Consider the following 18742-nt stretch of genomic DNA (forward strand, 5'->3'; position numbering starts at 1 on the left):
GGCGCACCATGAGCATGCACAGGTAAACCTGACAGGCTTGTGGAACGTTATCCTTCCGTTCCTGTCGAAAACGCGCCGTTTCGATGCGCATGCCGTGGCGACGTGCCTTCGCCATGGTCAAGAGGCGCTGCAGGCACGCCGAGCGCCGGATACGTAGTTTCCCCGCTTTAAATTGCCCCGAAAGTGACGTTATCTCAATTAACCGTGTGGTAATCGGGAGACGGGCGCTGTCGGGCAGTGCTTCCCATGATTTTTTTCGATGGGGGCGGGAGGGTCGATTGGTCTGAGGTTGGCTGACCCTTACATTCCGGTTTAACGACGATCGGTAAGTGCCTAATATTGCTCTTTTTTTAAGCTTTAACTACACTTGCGGAAACCTCCCGCCCGCTTTGTCCAGACCCCAATGAAAGCCGAATCGTTTTCACCGCGCAGATTGTTGCAGAGCATGACGCTCGGCGCGGCTGTGTCGGTCGCCGTCGCCTTGCTGGCGACCGCCGCGTCCGTCGCGCCCGCTGACGCCTTTGCCGCCACTGCGAAGACCCAACAAGCCGCCAAGAAAAAGGCCGTCGCTCCTGCTTCGTCCGCGAAGAAGTCGGTCAAGGCAGCATCCAGCCAATCCGCCAGGGTCGCCGCGGCCGATGCGCCGCGCGCGAAAGCGTCGCGCAAGCGCATGACGCTCGCGGCGGGCGTGCACGGCGGCCACCGCGGCGCAGTGCGCCAGGTCGCGTTCCAGCCGCGTCGCCCGACCGTCGGCCAGGCGTTCGGCCTGCACGACACGCCGGACGCGCTCGCGCTGCGCTCGAGCGTCGCGTACGTCGTCGACCAGAATTCCGGCGAGCCGCTGTTCGACAAGAATTCGCATGCCGTCGTGCCGATCGCGTCGATCTCGAAGCTGATGACGGCGATGGTCGTGCTCGACTCGAAGTCGCCGATGGCCGACCAGATCGAAGTCACCGACGAAGACCGCGACTACGAGAAGGGCACGGGCTCGCGCCTGTCGGTCGGTTCGGTGCTGTCGCGCGAGGACATGCTGCATATCGCGCTGATGGCGTCGGAAAACCGCGCGGCCGCCGCGCTGTCGCGTTACTACCCGGGCGGCCGTCCGGCGTTCGTCGCCGCGATGAACGCGAAGGCGAAGGCGCTCGGCATGACCGACACGCACTTCGAGAATTCGACGGGCCTGTCGAGCTCGAACGTGTCGAGCGCGCGCGACCTCGTGAAGATGGTCAACGCCGCTTACCAGTACCCGATGATTCGTCAGTTCTCGACCGATCGCACGTACGAGGTGTACACGGGCAAGCGCAACCTGGTCTACAACAGCACGAACGCGCTGATCCGCGGCAATGGCTCGTGGGACATCGGCCTGCAGAAAACGGGCTTCATCAACGAAGCGGGCGAGTGCCTCGTGATGCAGGCGACGATCCACGGCCGGCCGATGGTGATGGTGCTGCTCGATTCGTTCGGCAAGTATTCGCGCTTCGCCGACGCGGCACGCCTGCGCAACTGGCTCGATGCCGGCGGCGGCGAGCGCCTGACGGCAGCCAACACGCCGAACGGCGGCACCTGATCGTCTGCGGCGGTCCGCCGCCGCGCCGACTGGCTGCAAGAAAAAACCCCGCAATCGCGGGGTTTTTTCGTTCGGGAGAACCGGGGCCGGTGAAGGCGGCTTATGCCTGCCGCTGCAGCCCGTCCGCATCCTTCGCGGGCGCCGGCCGGTAGCCGAGCGATTCCGAAATGGTGAGCGCCGTGCGGCTCAACTGGCCGAGCCACGCGTCCTGCAGGCGATCGGCCGGCGCCGACAGCGACAGGCCCGCGACGAGCTTGCCCGAATCGTCGTAGATGCCGGCCGCGATACAGCGCACGCCGAGCTCCAGTTCCTCGTTGTCGCGTGCGCACGATTGCTGGCGGACGATCGTCAGCTCGCGCTCGAGCTTTGCGATGTCGGTGATGCTGTTCTGCGTATGGCCGGACAGACCCGTGCGCGTCGCATAGGCGCGTACGCGCGACGTTTCGTCGGCCGCGAGGAACAGCTTGCCGACCGACGTGAGGTGCAGCGGCGCGCGGCCGCCGATCGCGCGGACGACCTGCATCCCCGAACGCTCCGAATATGCGCGCTCGATATAGACGATCTCGTCGCCCTGGCGCACCGACAAGTTCACGGTCTGCCCGGTGAGACGGTGCAGCTCGCGCATCGGCATCAGCGCCGCGTCGCGCACCGACAGGCGCGCCTTCACGAGGTTGCCGAGCTCGAGCAGCCGCATGCCGAGGCGGTACGTGCCGGGGTCGGAGCGGTCGACGAGACGGCAGGTCACCATGTCGTTGAGGATGCGGTGTGCGGTCGACGGATGCAGCTCCGTCCGCTGCGCAAGTTCCTTCAGGCTGACGGGGTCGCTGTGCGCGGCGAGCGCGTCCAGCAGCCGCATCATGCGTTCGATCACCTGGATCGACGTTTTTGAATCCGGGGTGGGTTGGCTCATGTCGGGGAGGAATCGGTTGACGCGTCAGGCGGGGTTGGGCCGATTGTATCTCGTATTGTGAAAAAAGCGAACGCCGTTCGAGGAAGTCCTCGCTTCGCGCCGCGCGGGCTTGCGCGCAAGCCCGCGTTGGTCTTGCCGGCCAAACGGCGGATAATGAGAGCCGTTTTCTCGAAGGAGCACGTATGCGAGTCGGTTTGTTCGTGACCTGCCTGGTCGATCTGATGCGCCCCGAAATCGGTTTCTCGGCGCTCAAGCTGATTCGCGACGCCGGCTACGAGGTGATCGTGCCGCCCGCGCAAACTTGCTGCGGCCAGCCGGCCTACAACTCCGGCGAGCGCGCGCTGGCGCGCGATCTCGCGGAAAAGACGCTGCGCGAGTTCGAGCAGTTCGATTACGTGGTCGCGCCGTCGGGTTCGTGCGGCGGGATGATCCGCACCCACTACGGCGACCTGTTCCGCGACGACCCCGAACTGATGGGGCGCTACGCGCGGTTTCAGCAGAAAGTCTACGAACTGACCGATTTCCTTGCGAACGTCGCCAAGGTCTCGCTCGAGCCCGGTGAATTCACCGGGCCCGTTACCTATCACGACTCGTGCTCGGGCCTGCGCGAACTCGGCGTGAAGGCGCAGCCGCGCGCGCTGCTCGCGCAGCGCGGCATCGCGGTCACCGAGATGAAGGACTGCGAGCACTGCTGCGGCTTCGGCGGCACGTTCGCGGTCAAGTACGGCGATATTTCGGCGGCCATCGCGGACGAGAAATGCGCGAACGTGCGTGCGTCGGGCGCGGGCGCCGTCGTGCTCGGCGATCTCGGCTGCATGCTGAACATCGAAGGGCGGTTGCGCCGCACCGGCGACCGCGACACGCGCGTGCTGCACGTCGCGCAAGTGCTGGCGGGCGACGTCTGACGCCCGGTTCCGCTCACTTTTCCCCCGATACCGCGATGCAAGTCCAATCGATGCATTTCAAGGCGCGCGCCGGCCAGAAGCTGGCCGACCAGCGCCTGCAGCAGAACCTGAAGAAGCTGTCGACGAAGTTCGTGTCCGCGCGCGCCGACGCGATGACCGCGATCGACTTCCCGGCCACGCGCGCCGCGCTCAAGGCGCGCCGCAACCGCGCGCTGGAGAACCTCGACGTGTGGCTCGACGCATTCGAGCGCGAGGCGACGCGGCGTGGCACGACGGTACTGTTTGCCGAAACGACCGCGGATGCCGCGCGGCTCGTGGCCGACATCGCGCGCCGGCACGACGTGAAGAAGGTCATCAAGACCAAGTCGATGGTGTCCGAGGAGATGCGTCTGAACGCGGTGCTCGCGGAGATGGGCGTGCAGTCGATCGAGACGGACCTCGGCGAATACATCCTGCAGATCAACGACAACGAGCCGCCGAGCCACATCATTGCGCCCGTCGTGCACAAGGACAAGGACGAGATCGCCGACCTGTTCGCGCGCACGCACCACCGCGAGCGGCTCACCGAGATTCCGGACATGACGCGCGAGGCGCGCGAGGTGCTGCGCCCGCATTTCATGTCGGCCGACATGGGCGTGACGGGAGGCAACTTCGTGATTGCCGAGACGGGTTCGGTCGCGATCGTGACGAACGAAGGGAACGAGGGGATGTGCACGGTGATGCCGCGCGTGCACGTCGCGGTGACGGGCATCGAGAAGGTGCTGCCGACGCTCGAGGATCTGGCGACCGCGATGCGCCTGTTGCCGCGCTCGGCAACGGGGCAGAAGACGTCGAACTATTTCTCGCTGCTGACCGGGCCGCGCGGGCCGGGCGACGAGGACGGCCCCGAGCACAACTACGTGGTGCTCGTCGATGGCGGCCGCACGGGCCTGATCGGCGGCGAGTTCCAGGAGATGCTGCGCTGCATCCGCTGCGGCGCGTGCATGAACCACTGCCCGGTTTACCAGAAGGTCGGCGGCCATGCGTACGGCTGGGTCTACCCGGGGCCGATGGGGGCGGTGCTGACGCCGAGCTACGTCGGGCTCGAGCGCACGCTCGACCTGCCGCAGGCCGCGACGCTGTGCGGCGAATGCGACAGCGTGTGCCCCGTCGGGATTCCGTTGTCGCACCTGTTGCGCACGCTGCGCGAGAAGCAGGTCGAGCGGCACCTGCGGCCGTGGCGCGAGCGGGCTGCGCTCGCCGCGTGGGGCTTCGTCGCGCGGCGGCCGTCGCTGTACGCGCTGACGACCAAGCTCGCGGTGCGCGTCCTCGAGCGGCTGGGCGGCAACGGCGGCACGCTGCGGCGCCTGCCGATGATGGGCGGCTGGATGGACACGCGCGACATGCCGACGCCGACCGGGCGCACGTTCCGCGAACTGTACGCGGCATCGCAGAGCCATCTCGGCTGAGCACTGTTCATCCGGCGACAACAGTGCGTTCGCTATTTGCATATTTATCTCGATAGATGCGGTCTATAGAATCCTGTCTGTAGTCCCCGGAATCGGGTTTCGGGGAACGAGGTCAAGGAGGTCCGCATCATGAAAAAGACAATATCGATGTACTGGCCGCTGGCAATCGTCGTCCCGCTGGCCGCGGCTGCCTATCTGCATGCGATGGCCGATGCGCCGGCGCGCGGCCCGCTCGCGGTTCACCAGGCGTCTGCCGAACTGGCGCGCGCGGTGTCGTTCGGGCTGGTCGACGACGCGGCGAAGCCGCTGCCGGCGGCATCCGGCGACGTCGTGCTCGCCGTGCCGAAGGCGCTGTAATGCACGGCGCCGTCGCTTTGCGCGGCGGCGCGATTTCGGGCGCCTTTGTATAATGACGCGTTCTTCTCCCACGCGGTCCGCCGCGGCTTTCCGATAGTGCGATGACCCGCGTTGCGATCTGTTTCGTCTGTCTCGGCAACATCTGCCGTTCGCCCACCGCGGAAGGCGTGATGCGCCATCAGGTCGACGCTGCCGCACTGGCGGACCGGATCGCGATCGATTCGGCCGGCACCGGCGACTGGCATGTGGGCGAGCCGCCCGATGCGCGTGCGCAGGCTGCCGCGCGCAGCCGCGGCTACGACCTGTCGGCGCTGCGCGCGCGGCAGGTGAGTGCGGCGGATTTCGAACGTTTCGACCTGCTGCTCGCGATGGACGAAGCGAATCTCGCGGAACTGCACCGCCGCTGTCCGGCGCAGCATCGCGACAAGGTGCGCCTGCTGATGGAATTCGCGCCGGGTGCGACCGAAACCGAAGTGTCCGATCCCTATTTCGGCGGCGCGCAGGGCTTCGAGCAGGTGCTCGATCAGGTCGAACGCGCGTGCGCGGGCCTGCTGGAGACGCTTCGGGCCCGCACGGAGCGCTGATCGCACGGTATTCAGCGATTTGCGAATACCCTTTCGAAGGCATGGATACTTGACTAAATTCGTCAAATATTTATACTTGACCAAAATCGTCAAGATTGCAGTCCCCTAGACACCATGAGACTCACCACCAAAGGCCGTTTCGCCGTCACGGCGATGATTGACTTGGCACTGCGCCAGGAGCAGGGCCCGGTGACGCTTGCAGGCATCAGCCAGCGCCAGCGGATTTCGCTCTCGTATCTCGAACAGCTGTTCGGCAAGCTGCGCAGGCATGAAATCGTCGAATCCGTGCGCGGCCCGGGCGGCGGCTACAACCTCGCGCGTCGCGCGCAGGACGTCACCGTTGCCGACATCATCATCGCGGTCGATGAACCGCTCGACGCCACGCAGTGCGGCGGCAAAGGCACGTGCGACGGCTCGAAGCAGCCCGACGGCCATTGCATGACGCACGAGCTGTGGTCGACCCTGAACCAGAAGATGGTCGAATACCTCGATTCCGTGTCGCTGCAGGATCTCGTCGATCAGCAGCGCGCACGCGAGGGCGCGCCCGCGGTGCTGCGCGACCGGCGCACGCCGGAGCCCGTCGCCGCGCCGGCCGAGCCCGTGCGCACGATGCCGCTCGGCCCCAATTCGGTGTTCAACATCGCGAGTTCGTGAGCGCGAAGGCGCCCGCCATACCCCATAACGCACATAGTCCCTGCACAGAATATCCGGAGCGACAGATGACCCAAGAGACTCTCCACCTGCCCATCTATATGGATTACAGCGCGACGACGCCCGTCGATCCGCGCGTGGTCGACAAGATGGTGCCGTACCTGCGCGAGCAGTTCGGCAACCCGGCGTCGCGCAGCCACGCTTATGGCTGGGACGCGGAGCGTGCGGTCGAGGAAGCGCGCGAGCAGGTGGCCGCACTTGTGAACGCGGATCCGCGCGAGATCATCTGGACGTCCGGCGCAACGGAATCGGACAACCTCGCGATCAAGGGTGCCGCGAACTTCTACAAGGGCAAGGGCAAGCACATCATCACGGTGAAGACCGAGCACAAGGCCGTGCTCGATACGTGCCGCGAGCTTGAGCGCGACGGTTTCGAAGTCACCTACCTCGACGTGAGGGATGACGGCCTGATCGACCTCGACGTGTTCAAGGCCGCGCTGCGCCCCGACACGATCCTCGTGTCGGTGATGCACGTGAACAACGAGATCGGCGTGATCCAGGACATCGAGACGATCGGTGAAATCTGCCGCGAGAAGGGCATCATCTTCCACGTCGACGCCGCGCAGTCGACCGGCAAGGTCGTGATCGACCTCGCGAAGCTGAAGGTCGACCTGATGTCGTTCTCGGCGCACAAGACCTACGGCCCGAAGGGCATCGGCGCGCTGTATGTGCGCCGCAAGCCGCGCGTGCGCATCGAGGCGCAGATGCACGGCGGCGGCCATGAGCGCGGGATGCGTTCGGGCACGCTGGCGACGCACCAGATCGTCGGCATGGGCGAAGCGTTCCGCATCGCGCGCGAAGAAATGGCGACCGAGAACGAGCGCGTCCGCATGCTGCGCGACAAGCTGCTGCGCGGCCTGTCGCAAATCGAGGAAACGTACGTGAACGGCGACATGGAGCACCGTGTCCCGCACAACCTCAACATCAGTTTCAACTTCGTCGAAGGCGAGTCGCTGATCATGGCGATCAAGGACGTCGCGGTGTCGTCGGGCTCCGCATGTACGTCGGCGTCGCTGGAGCCGTCGTACGTGCTGCGTGCGCTCGGCCGCAACGACGAGCTCGCACACAGCTCGATCCGCTTCACGGTCGGCCGCTTCACGACGGAGCAGGAAGTCGACTTCGTGGTCAACCTGCTGAACAGCAAGATCGCGAAGCTGCGCGAACTGTCGCCGCTCTGGGAAATGCACCAGGAAGGCATCGATCTGTCGACGATCGAATGGGCCGCACACTGAACACCGCATTGAATGCACCCGCGGGCGGATTGGCGCACGCAGCGTAACGAGTCAAGGAGTCTGAGTCATGTCTTACAGCAACAAGGTTCTGGATCACTACGAAAACCCGCGCAACGTCGGTTCGTTCGCGAAGGACGACGACACGGTCGGCACGGGCATGGTCGGCGCGCCGGCCTGCGGCGACGTGATGAAGCTGCAGATCCGCGTCGGCGCGGACGGCGTGATCGAAGACGCGAAGTTCAAGACCTACGGTTGCGGCTCGGCGATCGCGTCGAGCTCGCTCGTGACCGAATGGGTGAAGGGCAAGACGCTCGACGAGGCGCTGTCGATCAAGAATACGCAGATCGCCGAAGAGCTCGCGCTGCCGCCGGTGAAGATTCACTGCTCGATCCTCGCGGAAGACGCGATCAAGGCAGCCGTGGCCGACTACAAGAAGCGCCACGACACGAAGGAAGGCGATCAGGCAGCGGCCTGAGCGGCATCGAGCGGGCTTCAGACGGAACGCGGCGGGCCCCGGTGGCGTGCCGCGGCAAGGACATCATGGCAATTACACTGACCGAAAAAGCAGCACAGCACGTGCAGAAATACCTCGTCCGTCGCGGCAAGGGTGTTGGCCTGCGGCTTGGCGTTCGCACGACCGGGTGCTCGGGGCTCGCGTACAAGCTCGAGTATGTCGACGAGCTGGCTCCCGAGGATCAGGTGTTCGAGAGCCATGGCGTGAAGGTCGTCGTCGATCCGAAGAGCCTCGCGTATATCGACGGCACCGAGCTCGACTTCGCCCGCGAAGGCCTGAACGAAGGGTTCAAGTTCAACAACCCGAACATGAAGGACGAGTGCGGCTGCGGCGAATCGTTCCGCGTGTGACGCGGATCTCCGCGCGATGCGGGCAAGAGGCGGCACGGGCCGCCTTTTTAATGTGCGGCGTTTGCCGCGCGACGAACCGGAATTGAACGCGACGATGGTCTCGCTGAAAGACAGCCACTTCGACCTGTTTCACCTGCCGGCGCAATTCGCGCTCGACGAGACGGCGCTCGACGCCGCCTATCGGACGGTGCAGACGCAGGTGCATCCGGACCGCTTCGCGGCGGCCGGCGACGCGCAGAAGCGCATCGCGATGCAATGGGCAACCCGCGCGAACGAGGCGTACCGCACGCTGCGCGATCCGCTGAAACGCGCGTCCTATCTGCTGTTGCTGCGCGGCGTCGACATCGGCGCAGAAAACAACACCGCGATGGAACCGGCGTTCCTGATGCAGCAGATGGAGTGGCGCGAGGGCATCGAGGATGCCGCGGCCGCCCGCAACGTCGCCGCACTCGACACGCTGCTCGCCGAGTTGCGCGACGAGAAGCGCGTACGCGTCGAGCGCCTCGGCACGCTGCTCGACAGCGGCGCCGATCAGGCGGCCGCCGAGGCCGTGCGCCAGCTGATGTTCATCGAACGCGTCGCGTCGGAAGTGGGCGCACAGATCGAGCGCCTCGAAACTTAACCGCGTGCCTTGCGGCACGCGCAGCAAACGGGCCGAGCGCCCGAACGAACCAAGATGGCTTTACTGCAAATTTCCGAACCGGGCATGGCGCCGGCGCCGCACCAGCGGCGACTCGCCGTCGGGATCGATCTCGGCACGACGAACTCGCTCGTCGCGGCCGTGCGCAACAGCGTGGCCGAAGTGCTGCCGGACGAAGCGGGCCGCGTGCTGCTGCCGTCGGTGGTCCGTTACCTCGAGAAGGGCGGCCGCCGCATCGGCCACGAAGCGAAAGAGCAGGCCGCGACCGATCCGCGCAACACGATCGTGTCGGTCAAGCGCTTCATGGGCCGCGGCAAGGCCGAGGTCGAAGGCGCGGCGAACGCGCCGTACGAATTCGTCGATGCGCCGGGCATGGTGCAGATCCGTACCGTCGACGGCGTGAAGAGCCCGGTCGAAGTGTCGGCCGAGATTCTCGCGACGCTGCGCTATCGCGCCGAGGATTCGCTCGGCGACGATCTGGTCGGCGCGGTGATCACGGTGCCCGCGTATTTCGACGAAGCGCAGCGCCAGGCGACCAAGGATGCCGCGCGTCTCGCGGGCCTCAACGTGCTGCGCCTGCTGAACGAACCGACTGCCGCGGCGATTGCCTACGGCCTCGACAACGCAGCCGAAGGTCTCTACGCGGTGTACGACCTCGGCGGCGGCACGTTCGACCTGTCGATCCTGAAGCTGACGAAGGGCGTGTTCGAAGTGCTGGCCGCGGGCGGCGATTCCGCACTCGGCGGCGACGACTTCGATCACGTGCTGTTCGATCACGTGCTCGCGCAGGCCGGCATCGACGCAAAGACGCTCGCGCCCGAGGACGTGCGCCTGCTGCTCGACCGCGTGCGTGTGCTGAAGGAAACGCTGTCGTCCGCGCCGCACGCGTCGCTCGACGTGACGCTGTCGGGCGGCGCGCACGTCGTGCAGACGATCTCGCACGACACGTTCGCATCGCTCGTCGAGCCGCTCGTGCAGCGCACGCTCACACCGACCCGCAAGGCGCTGCGCGACGCGCAGGTGACGCCGGCCGACATCAAGGGCGTCGTGCTCGTCGGCGGCGCGACGCGCATGCCGGTAGTCCGTGACGCGGTCGCGACGTATTTCGGCCAGCCGCCGCTCGTGAACCTCGATCCGGACCAGGTCGTCGCGCTCGGTGCTGCGATCCAGGCCGACTTGCTCGCGGGCAATCGCGGTACCGGCGACGACTGGCTGCTGCTCGACGTGATTCCGCTGTCGCTCGGCGTCGAGACGATGGGCGGCCTCGTCGAGAAGATCATTCCGCGCAACTCGACGATTCCGATCGCTCGTGCACAGGAATTCACGACTTTCAAGGACGGCCAGACCGCGATGGCGATCCACGTCGTGCAGGGCGAGCGCGAGCTCGTCGCCGACTGCCGGTCGCTCGCGCGCTTCGAGCTGCGCGGCATTCCGCCGATGACGGCCGGTGCCGCGCGGATTCGCGTGACCTATCAGGTCGATGCGGACGGCCTGCTGTCGGTGTTCGCACGCGAACAACTGTCGGGCGTCGAGGCGTCGGTCGTCGTGAAGCCGTCGTACGGCCTCGCCGACGACGACATCGCGAAGATGCTCGAGGACAGCTTCAAGACCGCCGAAATCGACATGCGCGCACGCGCGCTGCGCGAAGCGCAGGTCGAGGCCGAGCGGATGCTCGAGGCGACGCAGGCCGCGCTGGCGACCGACGGCGAACTGCTCGATGCGGACGAGCGCACGCAGATCGACGCGCTCGCCGCGGCGCTGCGCGCGGTTGCGCAAGGCGACGATACGAATGCGATCGAAGCGGCGACCAAGACGCTGGCCGACGGCACCGACGAATTCGCGGCGCGCCGGATGGACAAGAGCATCAAGCGCGCACTGTCGGGCCGCCGGCTCGACGAGATCTGAATTCACGAACTGCGCATCGGCCGGCGACGGCCCGCGCGATAATGAACCGTGCGGCGCCTGTCGCCGCACCCTGACTGACGGAACGGACATGCCTCAACTGGTGGTGCTGCCTCACGTCGAACTGTGCCCGGACGGCGCAGTGATCGACGCGACGCCCGGCAAGAGTATCTGCGACAACCTGCTCGACCACGGAATCGAGATCGAGCATGCATGCGAGAAGTCGTGCGCGTGCACGACGTGCCACGTGGTGATCCGCGAAGGCTTCAACGATCTGACGCCGTCCGAGGAGGACGAGGACGATCTGCTGGACAAGGCGTGGGGCCTCGAGCCGACGTCGCGCCTGTCGTGCCAGGCGATCGTGAACGAAGATTCGGACCTGGTGGTCGAGATTCCGAAGTACTCGATCAACCACGCGAAGGAAAATCACTGACAAACCGGAGGCAGGCGATGAAATGGACCGAATCGCGCGAAATAGCCATTGCGCTGGCGGACAAGTACCCGGACATCGACCCGCAGCGGATCAACTTCGTCGACCTGCGCCAGTGGGTGCTCGAGCTCGACGGTTTCGACGACGATCCGAAGCATTCCGGCGAGAAGATTCTCGAAGCGATCCAGGCGCACTGGATCGACGAATCGGATTTCGACGACGAGGACTGAGCACGGCATGCGCCGCAATGGCGCATACGGCCCGAATGAGAAAACGGCTCGTGAGCATATCGCTCACGAGCCGTTTTTGTTGTCAGGTCGCTTGTCCGCGCACGACACGCGGGCAGGGGGCGCTTACGCGCCGACCAGCGTGCCGTTCTCGACCCGCACGCGCTGGCCCTGGCCGAACGGCGGCGGGTTGTGGTACGTGAACGTACGCGTCGCGCCGCTTTCCATCTGCACTTGCACCTGATAGTCGGTTTCCGCGCGTACCTGCTTCTCGACCTGGTTGCCGGCGAGACCGCCGCCTAGCGCGCCGATGATCGTCATCGCGGTGCGGCCGTTACCGTTGCCGAACTGGTTGCCGAGCAGGCCGCCGGCCGCTGCACCGCCAACGGCGCCGATCCCCGAGCTCTGGCCCGGCGTGCGCGTCTGCGTGATTGCGACGACCGTGCCGCAGCTCTGGCAGTAGGCCGCCTGTGCAGGCGCCGACGGCTGCTGCTGCGCATATTGCGGCGGCTGCGGTGCCGGCGTGTGACGGCGGTGCGTGGTCACCGGGCGCGGCGCGGGCTTCGGTTCGGCCTGCACGATCGCCTTCTGCTGCGCGGCGGCTTGTTCGGCCGCCTGCTGCCGGGCTTGCGCGGCCAGCGCGGCGCTGGCGGCCGCAGCCGTATCGACGGCCGGCTGCGACGCGATCAGCGCGGCCTGGGTTTGGCCGTTCTGTTCGTTGCTGCTGCTGGCCTTCGGGAATACGCCCGTGATCGCTGCCGTCGCCGCAAGGCTGGCGACGATAACGGCGCCGGCTGCAGTGGCGATCAGCGGATGGAGGCGTTGCTTTTGCGGCGTGGTCTGATTCTGGTTGTCCATTTTTTTCTCCGATGTCGATCCGGATCGGCGCGTTGGCGCCGGGCTGGATCCCGCGCTTCGGGATCGAGCAGACTCGGCGTTCCGGCGCCTCGTTCTGGTCCCGTGGTCATGCGCGGTGACGCAAAAAGAGTGTCGTCCAGCGGCGAGGGGCGCGCCGTATCAAGGTGTAACGAATTGCAGCAGGGCGCCGGCGATCGTTGCCGGGAAAACCCTGGGCAGGCCGTCGCAACAAGGGAATAAAACGGGGAAGGATAGAAAGCCGACGGACGCCGGCTGGCGGGATTTACGCGTCGTTACAAAGCAGACGCGTGTACGCCGCAGGGCGCGGCGCACACGCGGGCGTGGCCGTCAGTCTTCGCGGCGCAGATGGGGGAACAGCAGCACGTCGCGGATCGTCGGGCTGTCGGTCAGCAGCATCACGAGACGGTCGATGCCGATCCCGCAGCCGCCGGTCGGAGGCATCCCGTATTCGAGCGCACGGATGTAGTCGGCGTCGAAGAACATCGCTTCCTCGTCGCCCGCGTCCTTCTGCTCGACCTGCTTCTTGAAGCGCGCGGCCTGATCTTCCGGATCGTTCAGCTCCGAGAAGCCGTTCGCGATCTCGCGGCCGGTCATGAACAGCTCGAAACGCTCGGTGATGCCTGGCACCGTATCCGATGCGCGTGCGAGCGGCGACACCTCGACCGGGTAGTCGATGATGAACGTCGGTTCCCAGAGGTGCGCTTCGGCCGTTTCCTCGAACAGCGCGAGCTGCAGCGCGCCGGTGCCTGCGTTCAGGAACGCCGGCTGCGTGACGTCGACGCCGAAGCGCTTCAGTTCGGTGCGCAGGTACGCGTCGTCCGACAGTTGGCCGGCGGTGTAATCCGGCGCGTACTTCTGAATCGCCTGCGTGATCGTCAGGCGATGGAACGGCTTCGCGAGGTCGAGCTCGCGGCCTTGATACTGGATCGTCGCGGTGCCGAGCGCGTCGATCGCCGCCTGGCGGATCAGCTGCTCGGTGAAGTCCATCAGCCAGCGGTAGTCGGTGTACGCGGCGTAGAACTCCATCATCGTGAATTCCGGGTTGTGACGCGGCGACACGCCTTCGTTCCGGAAATTGCGGTTGATTTCGAACACGCGCTCGAAGCCGCCGACGATCAGGCGCTTCAGGTACAGCTCCGGCGCGATGCGCAGGAACATCTGCATGTCGAGCGCATTGTGATGCGTGACGAACGGCTTCGCGGCCGCGCCGCCCGGGATCGGGTGCAGCATCGGCGTCTCGACTTCCATGAAGTCGGCCGAATCCATGAACTTGCGGATCGACGCGATCGTCTTGGTACGCGCGCGGAACGTGTCGCGCGTTTCCGGCGTGACGATCAGGTCGACATAGCGCTGGCGGTAGCGCATTTCCTGGTCGGAGAGGCCGTGGAACTTGTCCGGCAGCGGACGCAGCGCCTTCGACAGCAGGCGCAGCTCCTTGCACTGGACCGACAACTCGCCCTTGTTGGTGCGGAACAGCACGCCGCGCGCGGCGACGATGTCGCCGAGGTCCCACTTCTTGAACGCGTCGTAGGTTTCCGCGCCGACGTCGTTCGGCGTCACGAAGAACTGGATCTGGCCCGACCCGTCCTGCACCGTCGCGAAGCTCGCCTTGCCCATCACGCGCTTGAGCATCATGCGGCCGGCAACCGACACCTCGACCGGGTTCGCTTCGAGCGCGGCCTTGTCCGAGTCGGCGAATTTCACCTGCAGATCGGCAGCGTGGTGCGTCGGCCGGAAGTCGTTCGGGTAGGCGACGCCTTGTTCGCGCAAGGCGCGCAGCTTCTCGCGGCGCTCGGAGATGATCTGGTTTTCGTCCGCTGCGACGGCGGGCTGCGTTTGGGTCGGTTCGGTCATGATGGTCGGAATTCGGAGTGGGTGCGGCAACGCAAACGGGAAGGGCAAGGGCGGCGCGACCTGGCCAGGCCGCGCCGCGGCGCTTACACGCCCTGTTTGAGGCTCGCGCTGATGAAGTCGTCGAGATCGCCGTCGAGCACCGCGCGGGTGTTGCTCATTTCGACGTTCGTGCGCAAATCCTTCACGCGGCTCTGGTCGAGCACGTACGAGCGGATCTGGTGGCCCCAGCCCACGTCGGTCTTGCTCGATTCGAGCTTGTCCTGTTCGGCCTGGCGCTTGCGCATCTCGACTTCGTACAGGCGCGACTTCAGCATCGCCATCGCTTCCGCGCGGTTGCGGTGCTGCGAGCGGTCGTTCTGGCACTGCACGACGATGCCGGTCGGCATGTGCGTGATCCGCACGGCCGAGTCGGTCTTGTTGATGTGCTGGCCGCCGGCGCCCGAGGCGCGGTACGTGTCGATGCGCAGGTCGGCCGGGTTGATCTCGACTTCGATCGAGTCGTCGATTTCCGGATACACGAACACCGACGAGAACGACGTGTGGCGGCCGCCCGACGAATCGAACGGCGACTTGCGCACGAGACGGTGGATGCCCGTTTCGGTGCGCAGGAAGCCGTATGCGTATTCGCCCGAGACCTTGACCGTCGCGTTCTTGATGCCGGCGACGTCGCCGTCGGACTCTTCGAGCACCTCGGCCTTGAAGCCCTTGCGTTCGCAGTAGCGCAGGTACTGGCGCAGCAGCATCGACGCCCAGTCACACGCCTCGGTGCCGCCGGCGCCGGCCTGGATGTCGATGAAGCAGTTGTTCGGGTCGGCCGGGTTCGAGAACATCCGGCGGAACTCGATGTCGCCGACGCGTGCCTCGAGCTTCGCGGCGTCGTCTTCCGATGCGACGAGGGTATCTTCGTCGCCTTCCTCGCGGGCCAGCTCGAACAGGTCGAGCGCGTCGCGCAGGTCGCTATCGAGCGCGGTCAGCGTCGTGACGACGCCTTCGAGCAGCTTCTTCTCGCGGCCGAGTGCCTGGGCGTTCTTCGAATCGTTCCAGACGTTCGGGTCTTCGAGTTCCTTGTTGACTTCGATCAGACGCGCAGCTTTGGCGTCGTAGTCAAAGATACCCCCGGAGCTCGCCCGCGCGGTTGCGCAGGTCGAGCAGGGAGCTTTCGATCGCGTTGAGACGTTCCGCTTCCATGATCGCTCGCTATTCTTGCTTCGTAAAAAAGCGGAATTATAGCCGATCGGCAGGGTTGCCCGGTGACGCGAATGGTGCTCGCACGCGCGCCGCGGCCCCGTCCGGCGCAGCGTGCATGCATCGGCGGGCACCGCGGGCCGGGCGGCCCGCGCTCAGCCGGCCGCGTGTTCGACGATCAACTGGACGCGCGTGACGCCGTTCCACGTGTCGGCGACGAGGCGGTACGCGATCAGCGCGCTCGCCGGCAGCGGCTCGGTATGGTTGAACCAGATCGCGTTGAAGCGCTGGCGGCCGCGCGCCAGCTGCAGCTTCAGGTGCTTTTCCTTCACGAGCGACTGCGATACGACGTCGAATTCGCCCGAGAAAAGCGGGGCCGGAAAACCTTGTCCCCAGACGGCCTCGTCGAGCAGCCCGACGAACTGCGGCGTGAAGTACGCGTCCTCGAGTTCGCCGTCGGTCTCGATCACGCGGGCGAGCGCGTCGTCGGACAGCCATTCGCGTGCGACGGCCTCGAACGCGGCCGCGAAGCGCGGCACGTTCTCGGTATCGAGCGTGAGGCCGGCCGCCATCGCATGGCCGCCGAACGCGACGATCAGGTCCGGTTCGCGTTTCGACACGAGGTCGAGCGCGTCGCGCAGGTGGAAGCCGGCGATCGACCGGCCCGATCCCTTGACCCGCTTGCCTTCGTCGTCCGCGTGCGCGAACGTGAACGACGGGCGGTGGAATTTTTCCTTGAGCCGCCCGGCGACGATGCCGATCACGCCCTGGTGCCATTCGGGGTTGAACAGCGTGATCGTGCACGCGTCGGCCGGGTCGACGTCGGCGAGATCGGCGAGCGCCTGCTGCTGCATGCCGGCCTCGATCTCGCGGCGCTCGCGGTTCATTACGTCGAGCTGCTGCGCGAGATCCCACGCGCGGCCGATGTCGTCGGTGATCAGGCATTCGATGCCGAGCGACATGTCGGACAGCCGCCCCGCGGCGTTGAGCCGCGGACCGAGGCCGAAGCCGAGGTCGAAGCCTGACGCGGTGCGCGCTTCGCGCGCGGCGGCGCGGAACAGCGCGGCGATGCCCGGCTGCATGCGGCCGTTGCGGATGCGCTGCAGCCCCTGCGCGACGAGCACGCGGTTGTTGCCGTCGAGCCGCACGACGTCGGCGACGGTGCCGAGCGCGACGAGGTCGAGCAGGCCGTCGAGGCGCGGCTCGGCTTCCTTGCTCGCGAATGCGCCGCGGCGGCGCAATTCGGCGCGCAGCGCCAGCAGCACGTAGAACATCACGCCGACGCCGGCGATGTGCTTGCTCGGGAACGCGCAGCCGGGCTGGTTCGGGTTGACGATCGCACGGGCGGCGGGCAGCGCGTCGCCGGGCAGGTGGTGGTCGGTGACGAGCACGTCGATGCCGCGCGCGTTCGCGGCTTCGACGCCCGCGACGCTCGCGATCCCGTTGTCGACGGTGATCAGCAGGTCGGGCTTGCGCGCGGCAGCGAGCTCGACGATCTCGGGCGTGAGGCCGTAGCCGTATTCGAAGCGGTTCGGCACCAGGTAGTCGATCTGCGCGCCGAACATCCGCAGGCCGCGTACCGCCACCGCGCACGCGGTTGCGCCGTCGCAGTCGTAGTCGGCGACGACGAGCAGGCGTCGTTGGTCGGCGATCGCGTCGGCGAGCAGCGACGCCGCGTCGGCGCAGCCCTTCAGCTCGGTAGGCGGGACGAGGCGCGCAAGCGCGGTCTCGATGTCGGTCGGGGACTGCACGCCGCGCGACGCATACAGGCGCGCGAGGACGGGATGCAGGCCGTGGCGCGCGAGCACTTCGGCGTCGGCGGGCGCGACGGGGCGGGTAACGATCCGGGTCATTCGGGGTCTGCTTGTTATTCGAACAGGGAGGCGAGCGCACGGCGCCGCCAGAACTTGCGCAGGTCGCCGCGCGTCGCGTGCAGCGTTACGGAGCTCGTATCGCCGCACAGCGTGAATTCGACGCTGGCGAGCGTGCCGTTTTGCAGCGCGGCGAGCACCGGCGCGAACCAGTCGCGCTCGAGCGCGGCGAGCCCGTCGTGCCAGCGCGCCCAGTCCTGTTCGATGAATGGGGTGGTCAACACCGGGAGTTCGACGAGCGTCGCGCCGTCGCCGGCGGGCAGCGCGCCGAACGCGGCGGGTGGGGCGCCGGCTTCGGCCTGTGCGGCGCGCGCGAGGCCGAGCGCGGCGGGCGACGCGGACAGCACGCGCGCGAACGGCTTGCCGACCGGCTTCAGCGTGCCCTGCGCATGGAACCAGATCGAATTGACGGCCGGCAGGCCACGCGCCTCGCGGGCTTCGTTGACCGGGTGCTGGAACCACGCCATCTGCACTTCGTTCTGCAGTTTCATCCACATCCGCGAGCGTTCGCCCGTGTGCGCCTCGTGCGGCAGCCAGATCTCGATGTTGCGGCCGCTTGCGCGCAGCGGCGCGGCGCCGGCGAGCCGTGCGAGCTGTTCGCTCGACAGGTACCAGCGCGCGGGGTTCGGCGCTTCGAGCCGCACGCCGAGCTCCTCGATCAGCGGCCGCGCGACCGCGAGCAGCGCGGCCGCGTCGCCGTCGTCGAGCGCGAGGGCCGCCGGATCGACGAGCACCAGGTGATCGTGCGCGATTTCGACGTGCACGGGCTCGACGCATGCCCATGCCTGTGCGCCGGGGGCGCCGCCGTCCGCCAGCAACATGTAGGGCGCGAGCGGCGCCTCGTCCGCGGCGTTGCCCTGGGTCGCGCCGAACTGGCGGGCCAGCCAGCGCTCGTGCGGCAGCGTGCGCTGGAAGTCCTCGCCGGCCACGCGCTCGACGAGGCGCGCGCGGGCGAGCAACTTTTCGAGCGCGGGGCTGTCCAGCGTGTGCAGGGACGAGGCCGCATCGGCCGCCGACGGCAGCGCGAACGGAACGAGAAAATGGAGGCGTCGGTCGTGCATGATGGTGCGCATTGTATGGCAAACTGCGCGCGTGATCGGGCCGGCAGACGGCCCGTTCGCGTCCGGCGGCCGTTTTTCGACCGTGCCCGGGCCGGTGGCCGCCGCCGGGCGGCGG

19 protein-coding genes are annotated in these 18742 nt (G+C 66.8%); 13 read left to right on the forward strand and 6 right to left on the reverse strand.

All coding sequences use genetic code 11. The annotated features are described in order from the left end of the window. Positions 1 to 403: 403 nt before the first annotated feature. Positions 404 to 1567, forward strand: coding sequence for a D-alanyl-D-alanine endopeptidase (pbpG, locus tag AC3WLY_RS27040; RefSeq protein WP_175961254.1), 1164 nt, complete (start codon positions 404 to 406; stop codon positions 1565 to 1567). A gap of 100 nt (positions 1568 to 1667) precedes the next feature. On the opposite strand, the gene AC3WLY_RS27045 is transcribed toward pbpG, so the two are convergent. Next, positions 1668 to 2477: an IclR family transcriptional regulator gene (locus AC3WLY_RS27045; protein ID WP_034183553.1), complete on the reverse strand. Its 810-nt coding sequence runs from the start codon at positions 2475 to 2477 to the stop codon at positions 1668 to 1670. 182 nt (positions 2478 to 2659) lie between these two features. Between AC3WLY_RS27045 and AC3WLY_RS27050 the strand changes: the two genes are divergently transcribed. The 12 genes from AC3WLY_RS27050 (at position 2660) to iscX (ending at position 11780) form a co-directional block, all read left to right on the forward strand. After that, positions 2660 to 3382, forward strand: coding sequence for a (Fe-S)-binding protein (locus AC3WLY_RS27050; protein ID WP_034183554.1), 723 nt, complete (start codon positions 2660 to 2662; stop codon positions 3380 to 3382). Between the two features lie 35 nt (positions 3383 to 3417). Continuing rightward, entirely contained in the window at positions 3418 to 4830 is a 1413-nt protein-coding gene (locus tag AC3WLY_RS27055; protein ID WP_310141618.1) for an LUD domain-containing protein, read from the forward strand. A gap of 129 nt (positions 4831 to 4959) precedes the next feature. After that, positions 4960 to 5187, forward strand: coding sequence for a hypothetical protein (locus AC3WLY_RS27060; protein WP_175961252.1), 228 nt, complete (start codon positions 4960 to 4962; stop codon positions 5185 to 5187). A gap of 101 nt (positions 5188 to 5288) precedes the next feature. Further along, positions 5289 to 5771 (forward strand): low molecular weight protein-tyrosine-phosphatase, encoded by a 483-nt coding sequence (locus AC3WLY_RS27065; protein WP_492309309.1) that lies wholly within the window; start codon positions 5289 to 5291, stop codon positions 5769 to 5771. A gap of 114 nt (positions 5772 to 5885) precedes the next feature. Further along, complete coding sequence (gene iscR / locus AC3WLY_RS27070; RefSeq protein WP_009691731.1) at positions 5886 to 6425, forward strand: Fe-S cluster assembly transcriptional regulator IscR; 540 nt, start codon at positions 5886 to 5888, stop codon at positions 6423 to 6425. A gap of 65 nt (positions 6426 to 6490) precedes the next feature. Further along, entirely contained in the window at positions 6491 to 7714 is a 1224-nt protein-coding gene (locus AC3WLY_RS27075; protein WP_175961250.1) for an IscS subfamily cysteine desulfurase, read from the forward strand. 67 nt (positions 7715 to 7781) lie between these two features. Continuing rightward, positions 7782 to 8189, forward strand: coding sequence for a Fe-S cluster assembly scaffold IscU (gene iscU, locus AC3WLY_RS27080; RefSeq protein WP_006481982.1), 408 nt, complete (start codon positions 7782 to 7784; stop codon positions 8187 to 8189). A 65-nt stretch (positions 8190 to 8254) separates the two neighbouring features. Beyond that, positions 8255 to 8578 (forward strand): iron-sulfur cluster assembly protein IscA, encoded by a 324-nt coding sequence (gene iscA / locus AC3WLY_RS27085; protein ID WP_175961249.1) that lies wholly within the window; start codon positions 8255 to 8257, stop codon positions 8576 to 8578. Positions 8579 to 8672: 94 nt separating this feature from the next. Continuing rightward, complete coding sequence (gene hscB, locus AC3WLY_RS27090) at positions 8673 to 9200, forward strand: Fe-S protein assembly co-chaperone HscB (protein WP_175961300.1); 528 nt, start codon at positions 8673 to 8675, stop codon at positions 9198 to 9200. A 54-nt stretch (positions 9201 to 9254) separates the two neighbouring features. Next, the gene (gene hscA, locus AC3WLY_RS27095; protein ID WP_175961248.1) at positions 9255 to 11123 is read left to right on the forward strand and encodes a Fe-S protein assembly chaperone HscA; all 1869 of its coding nucleotides are present in this window, start codon (positions 9255 to 9257) and stop codon (positions 11121 to 11123) included. Positions 11124 to 11211: 88 nt separating this feature from the next. After that, on the forward strand, positions 11212 to 11553 hold the full coding sequence (gene fdx / locus AC3WLY_RS27100) for an ISC system 2Fe-2S type ferredoxin (protein ID WP_047898490.1): 342 nt from the start codon (positions 11212 to 11214) through the stop codon (positions 11551 to 11553). Between the two features lie 17 nt (positions 11554 to 11570). Next, positions 11571 to 11780, forward strand: coding sequence for a Fe-S cluster assembly protein IscX (gene iscX / locus AC3WLY_RS27105; RefSeq protein ID WP_175961247.1), 210 nt, complete (start codon positions 11571 to 11573; stop codon positions 11778 to 11780). A 123-nt stretch (positions 11781 to 11903) separates the two neighbouring features. Here the strand turns inward: iscX and AC3WLY_RS27110 are convergent, their stop codons facing one another. From AC3WLY_RS27110 to AC3WLY_RS27130, 5 genes are all read right to left on the reverse strand, one after another. Beyond that, complete coding sequence (locus AC3WLY_RS27110) at positions 11904 to 12635, reverse strand: glycine zipper 2TM domain-containing protein (protein WP_492309308.1); 732 nt, start codon at positions 12633 to 12635, stop codon at positions 11904 to 11906. Positions 12636 to 12983: 348 nt separating this feature from the next. Continuing rightward, entirely contained in the window at positions 12984 to 14510 is a 1527-nt protein-coding gene (gene lysS, locus AC3WLY_RS27115) for a lysine--tRNA ligase (protein WP_492309307.1), read from the reverse strand. 83 nt (positions 14511 to 14593) lie between these two features. Next, positions 14594 to 15698, reverse strand: a protein-coding gene (prfB, locus tag AC3WLY_RS27120) for a peptide chain release factor 2 (protein ID WP_110281339.1) whose coding sequence is annotated in 2 segments (ribosomal slippage) — positions 14594 to 15616 and positions 15618 to 15698 — 1104 coding nt in all. Because the reading frame shifts where the segments join, the coding sequence is not laid out codon by codon here. Between the two features lie 152 nt (positions 15699 to 15850). Continuing rightward, positions 15851 to 17548, reverse strand: a complete 1698-nt coding sequence (gene recJ, locus AC3WLY_RS27125) for a single-stranded-DNA-specific exonuclease RecJ (protein WP_175961244.1) — start codon at positions 17546 to 17548, stop codon at positions 15851 to 15853. A 14-nt stretch (positions 17549 to 17562) separates the two neighbouring features. Beyond that, positions 17563 to 18627, reverse strand: a complete 1065-nt coding sequence (locus AC3WLY_RS27130) for a regulator (protein ID WP_492309306.1) — start codon at positions 18625 to 18627, stop codon at positions 17563 to 17565. Between the last annotated feature and the right edge of the window lie 115 nt (positions 18628 to 18742).

Source organism: Burkholderia sp. FW306-1C-G01B (assembly GCF_058781685.1).

Coding starts and splice junctions, on each gene's coding strand:
- pbpG (WP_175961254.1), top strand. CDS start 404: ATGAAAGCCGAATCGTTTTCACCGCGCAGATTGTTGCAGAGCATGACG.
- AC3WLY_RS27045 (WP_034183553.1), bottom strand. CDS start 2,477: ATGAGCCAACCCACCCCGGATTCAAAAACGTCGATCCAGGTGATCGAA.
- AC3WLY_RS27050 (WP_034183554.1), top strand. CDS start 2,660: ATGCGAGTCGGTTTGTTCGTGACCTGCCTGGTCGATCTGATGCGCCCC.
- AC3WLY_RS27055 (WP_310141618.1), top strand. CDS start 3,418: ATGCAAGTCCAATCGATGCATTTCAAGGCGCGCGCCGGCCAGAAGCTG.
- AC3WLY_RS27060 (WP_175961252.1), top strand. CDS start 4,960: ATGAAAAAGACAATATCGATGTACTGGCCGCTGGCAATCGTCGTCCCG.
- AC3WLY_RS27065 (WP_492309309.1), top strand. CDS start 5,289: ATGACCCGCGTTGCGATCTGTTTCGTCTGTCTCGGCAACATCTGCCGT.
- iscR (WP_009691731.1), top strand. CDS start 5,886: ATGAGACTCACCACCAAAGGCCGTTTCGCCGTCACGGCGATGATTGAC.
- AC3WLY_RS27075 (WP_175961250.1), top strand. CDS start 6,491: ATGACCCAAGAGACTCTCCACCTGCCCATCTATATGGATTACAGCGCG.
- iscU (WP_006481982.1), top strand. CDS start 7,782: ATGTCTTACAGCAACAAGGTTCTGGATCACTACGAAAACCCGCGCAAC.
- iscA (WP_175961249.1), top strand. CDS start 8,255: ATGGCAATTACACTGACCGAAAAAGCAGCACAGCACGTGCAGAAATAC.
- hscB (WP_175961300.1), top strand. CDS start 8,673: ATGGTCTCGCTGAAAGACAGCCACTTCGACCTGTTTCACCTGCCGGCG.
- hscA (WP_175961248.1), top strand. CDS start 9,255: ATGGCTTTACTGCAAATTTCCGAACCGGGCATGGCGCCGGCGCCGCAC.
- fdx (WP_047898490.1), top strand. CDS start 11,212: ATGCCTCAACTGGTGGTGCTGCCTCACGTCGAACTGTGCCCGGACGGC.
- iscX (WP_175961247.1), top strand. CDS start 11,571: ATGAAATGGACCGAATCGCGCGAAATAGCCATTGCGCTGGCGGACAAG.
- AC3WLY_RS27110 (WP_492309308.1), bottom strand. CDS start 12,635: ATGGACAACCAGAATCAGACCACGCCGCAAAAGCAACGCCTCCATCCG.
- lysS (WP_492309307.1), bottom strand. CDS start 14,510: ATGACCGAACCGACCCAAACGCAGCCCGCCGTCGCAGCGGACGAAAAC.
- recJ (WP_175961244.1), bottom strand. CDS start 17,548: ATGACCCGGATCGTTACCCGCCCCGTCGCGCCCGCCGACGCCGAAGTG.
- AC3WLY_RS27130 (WP_492309306.1), bottom strand. CDS start 18,627: ATGCACGACCGACGCCTCCATTTTCTCGTTCCGTTCGCGCTGCCGTCG.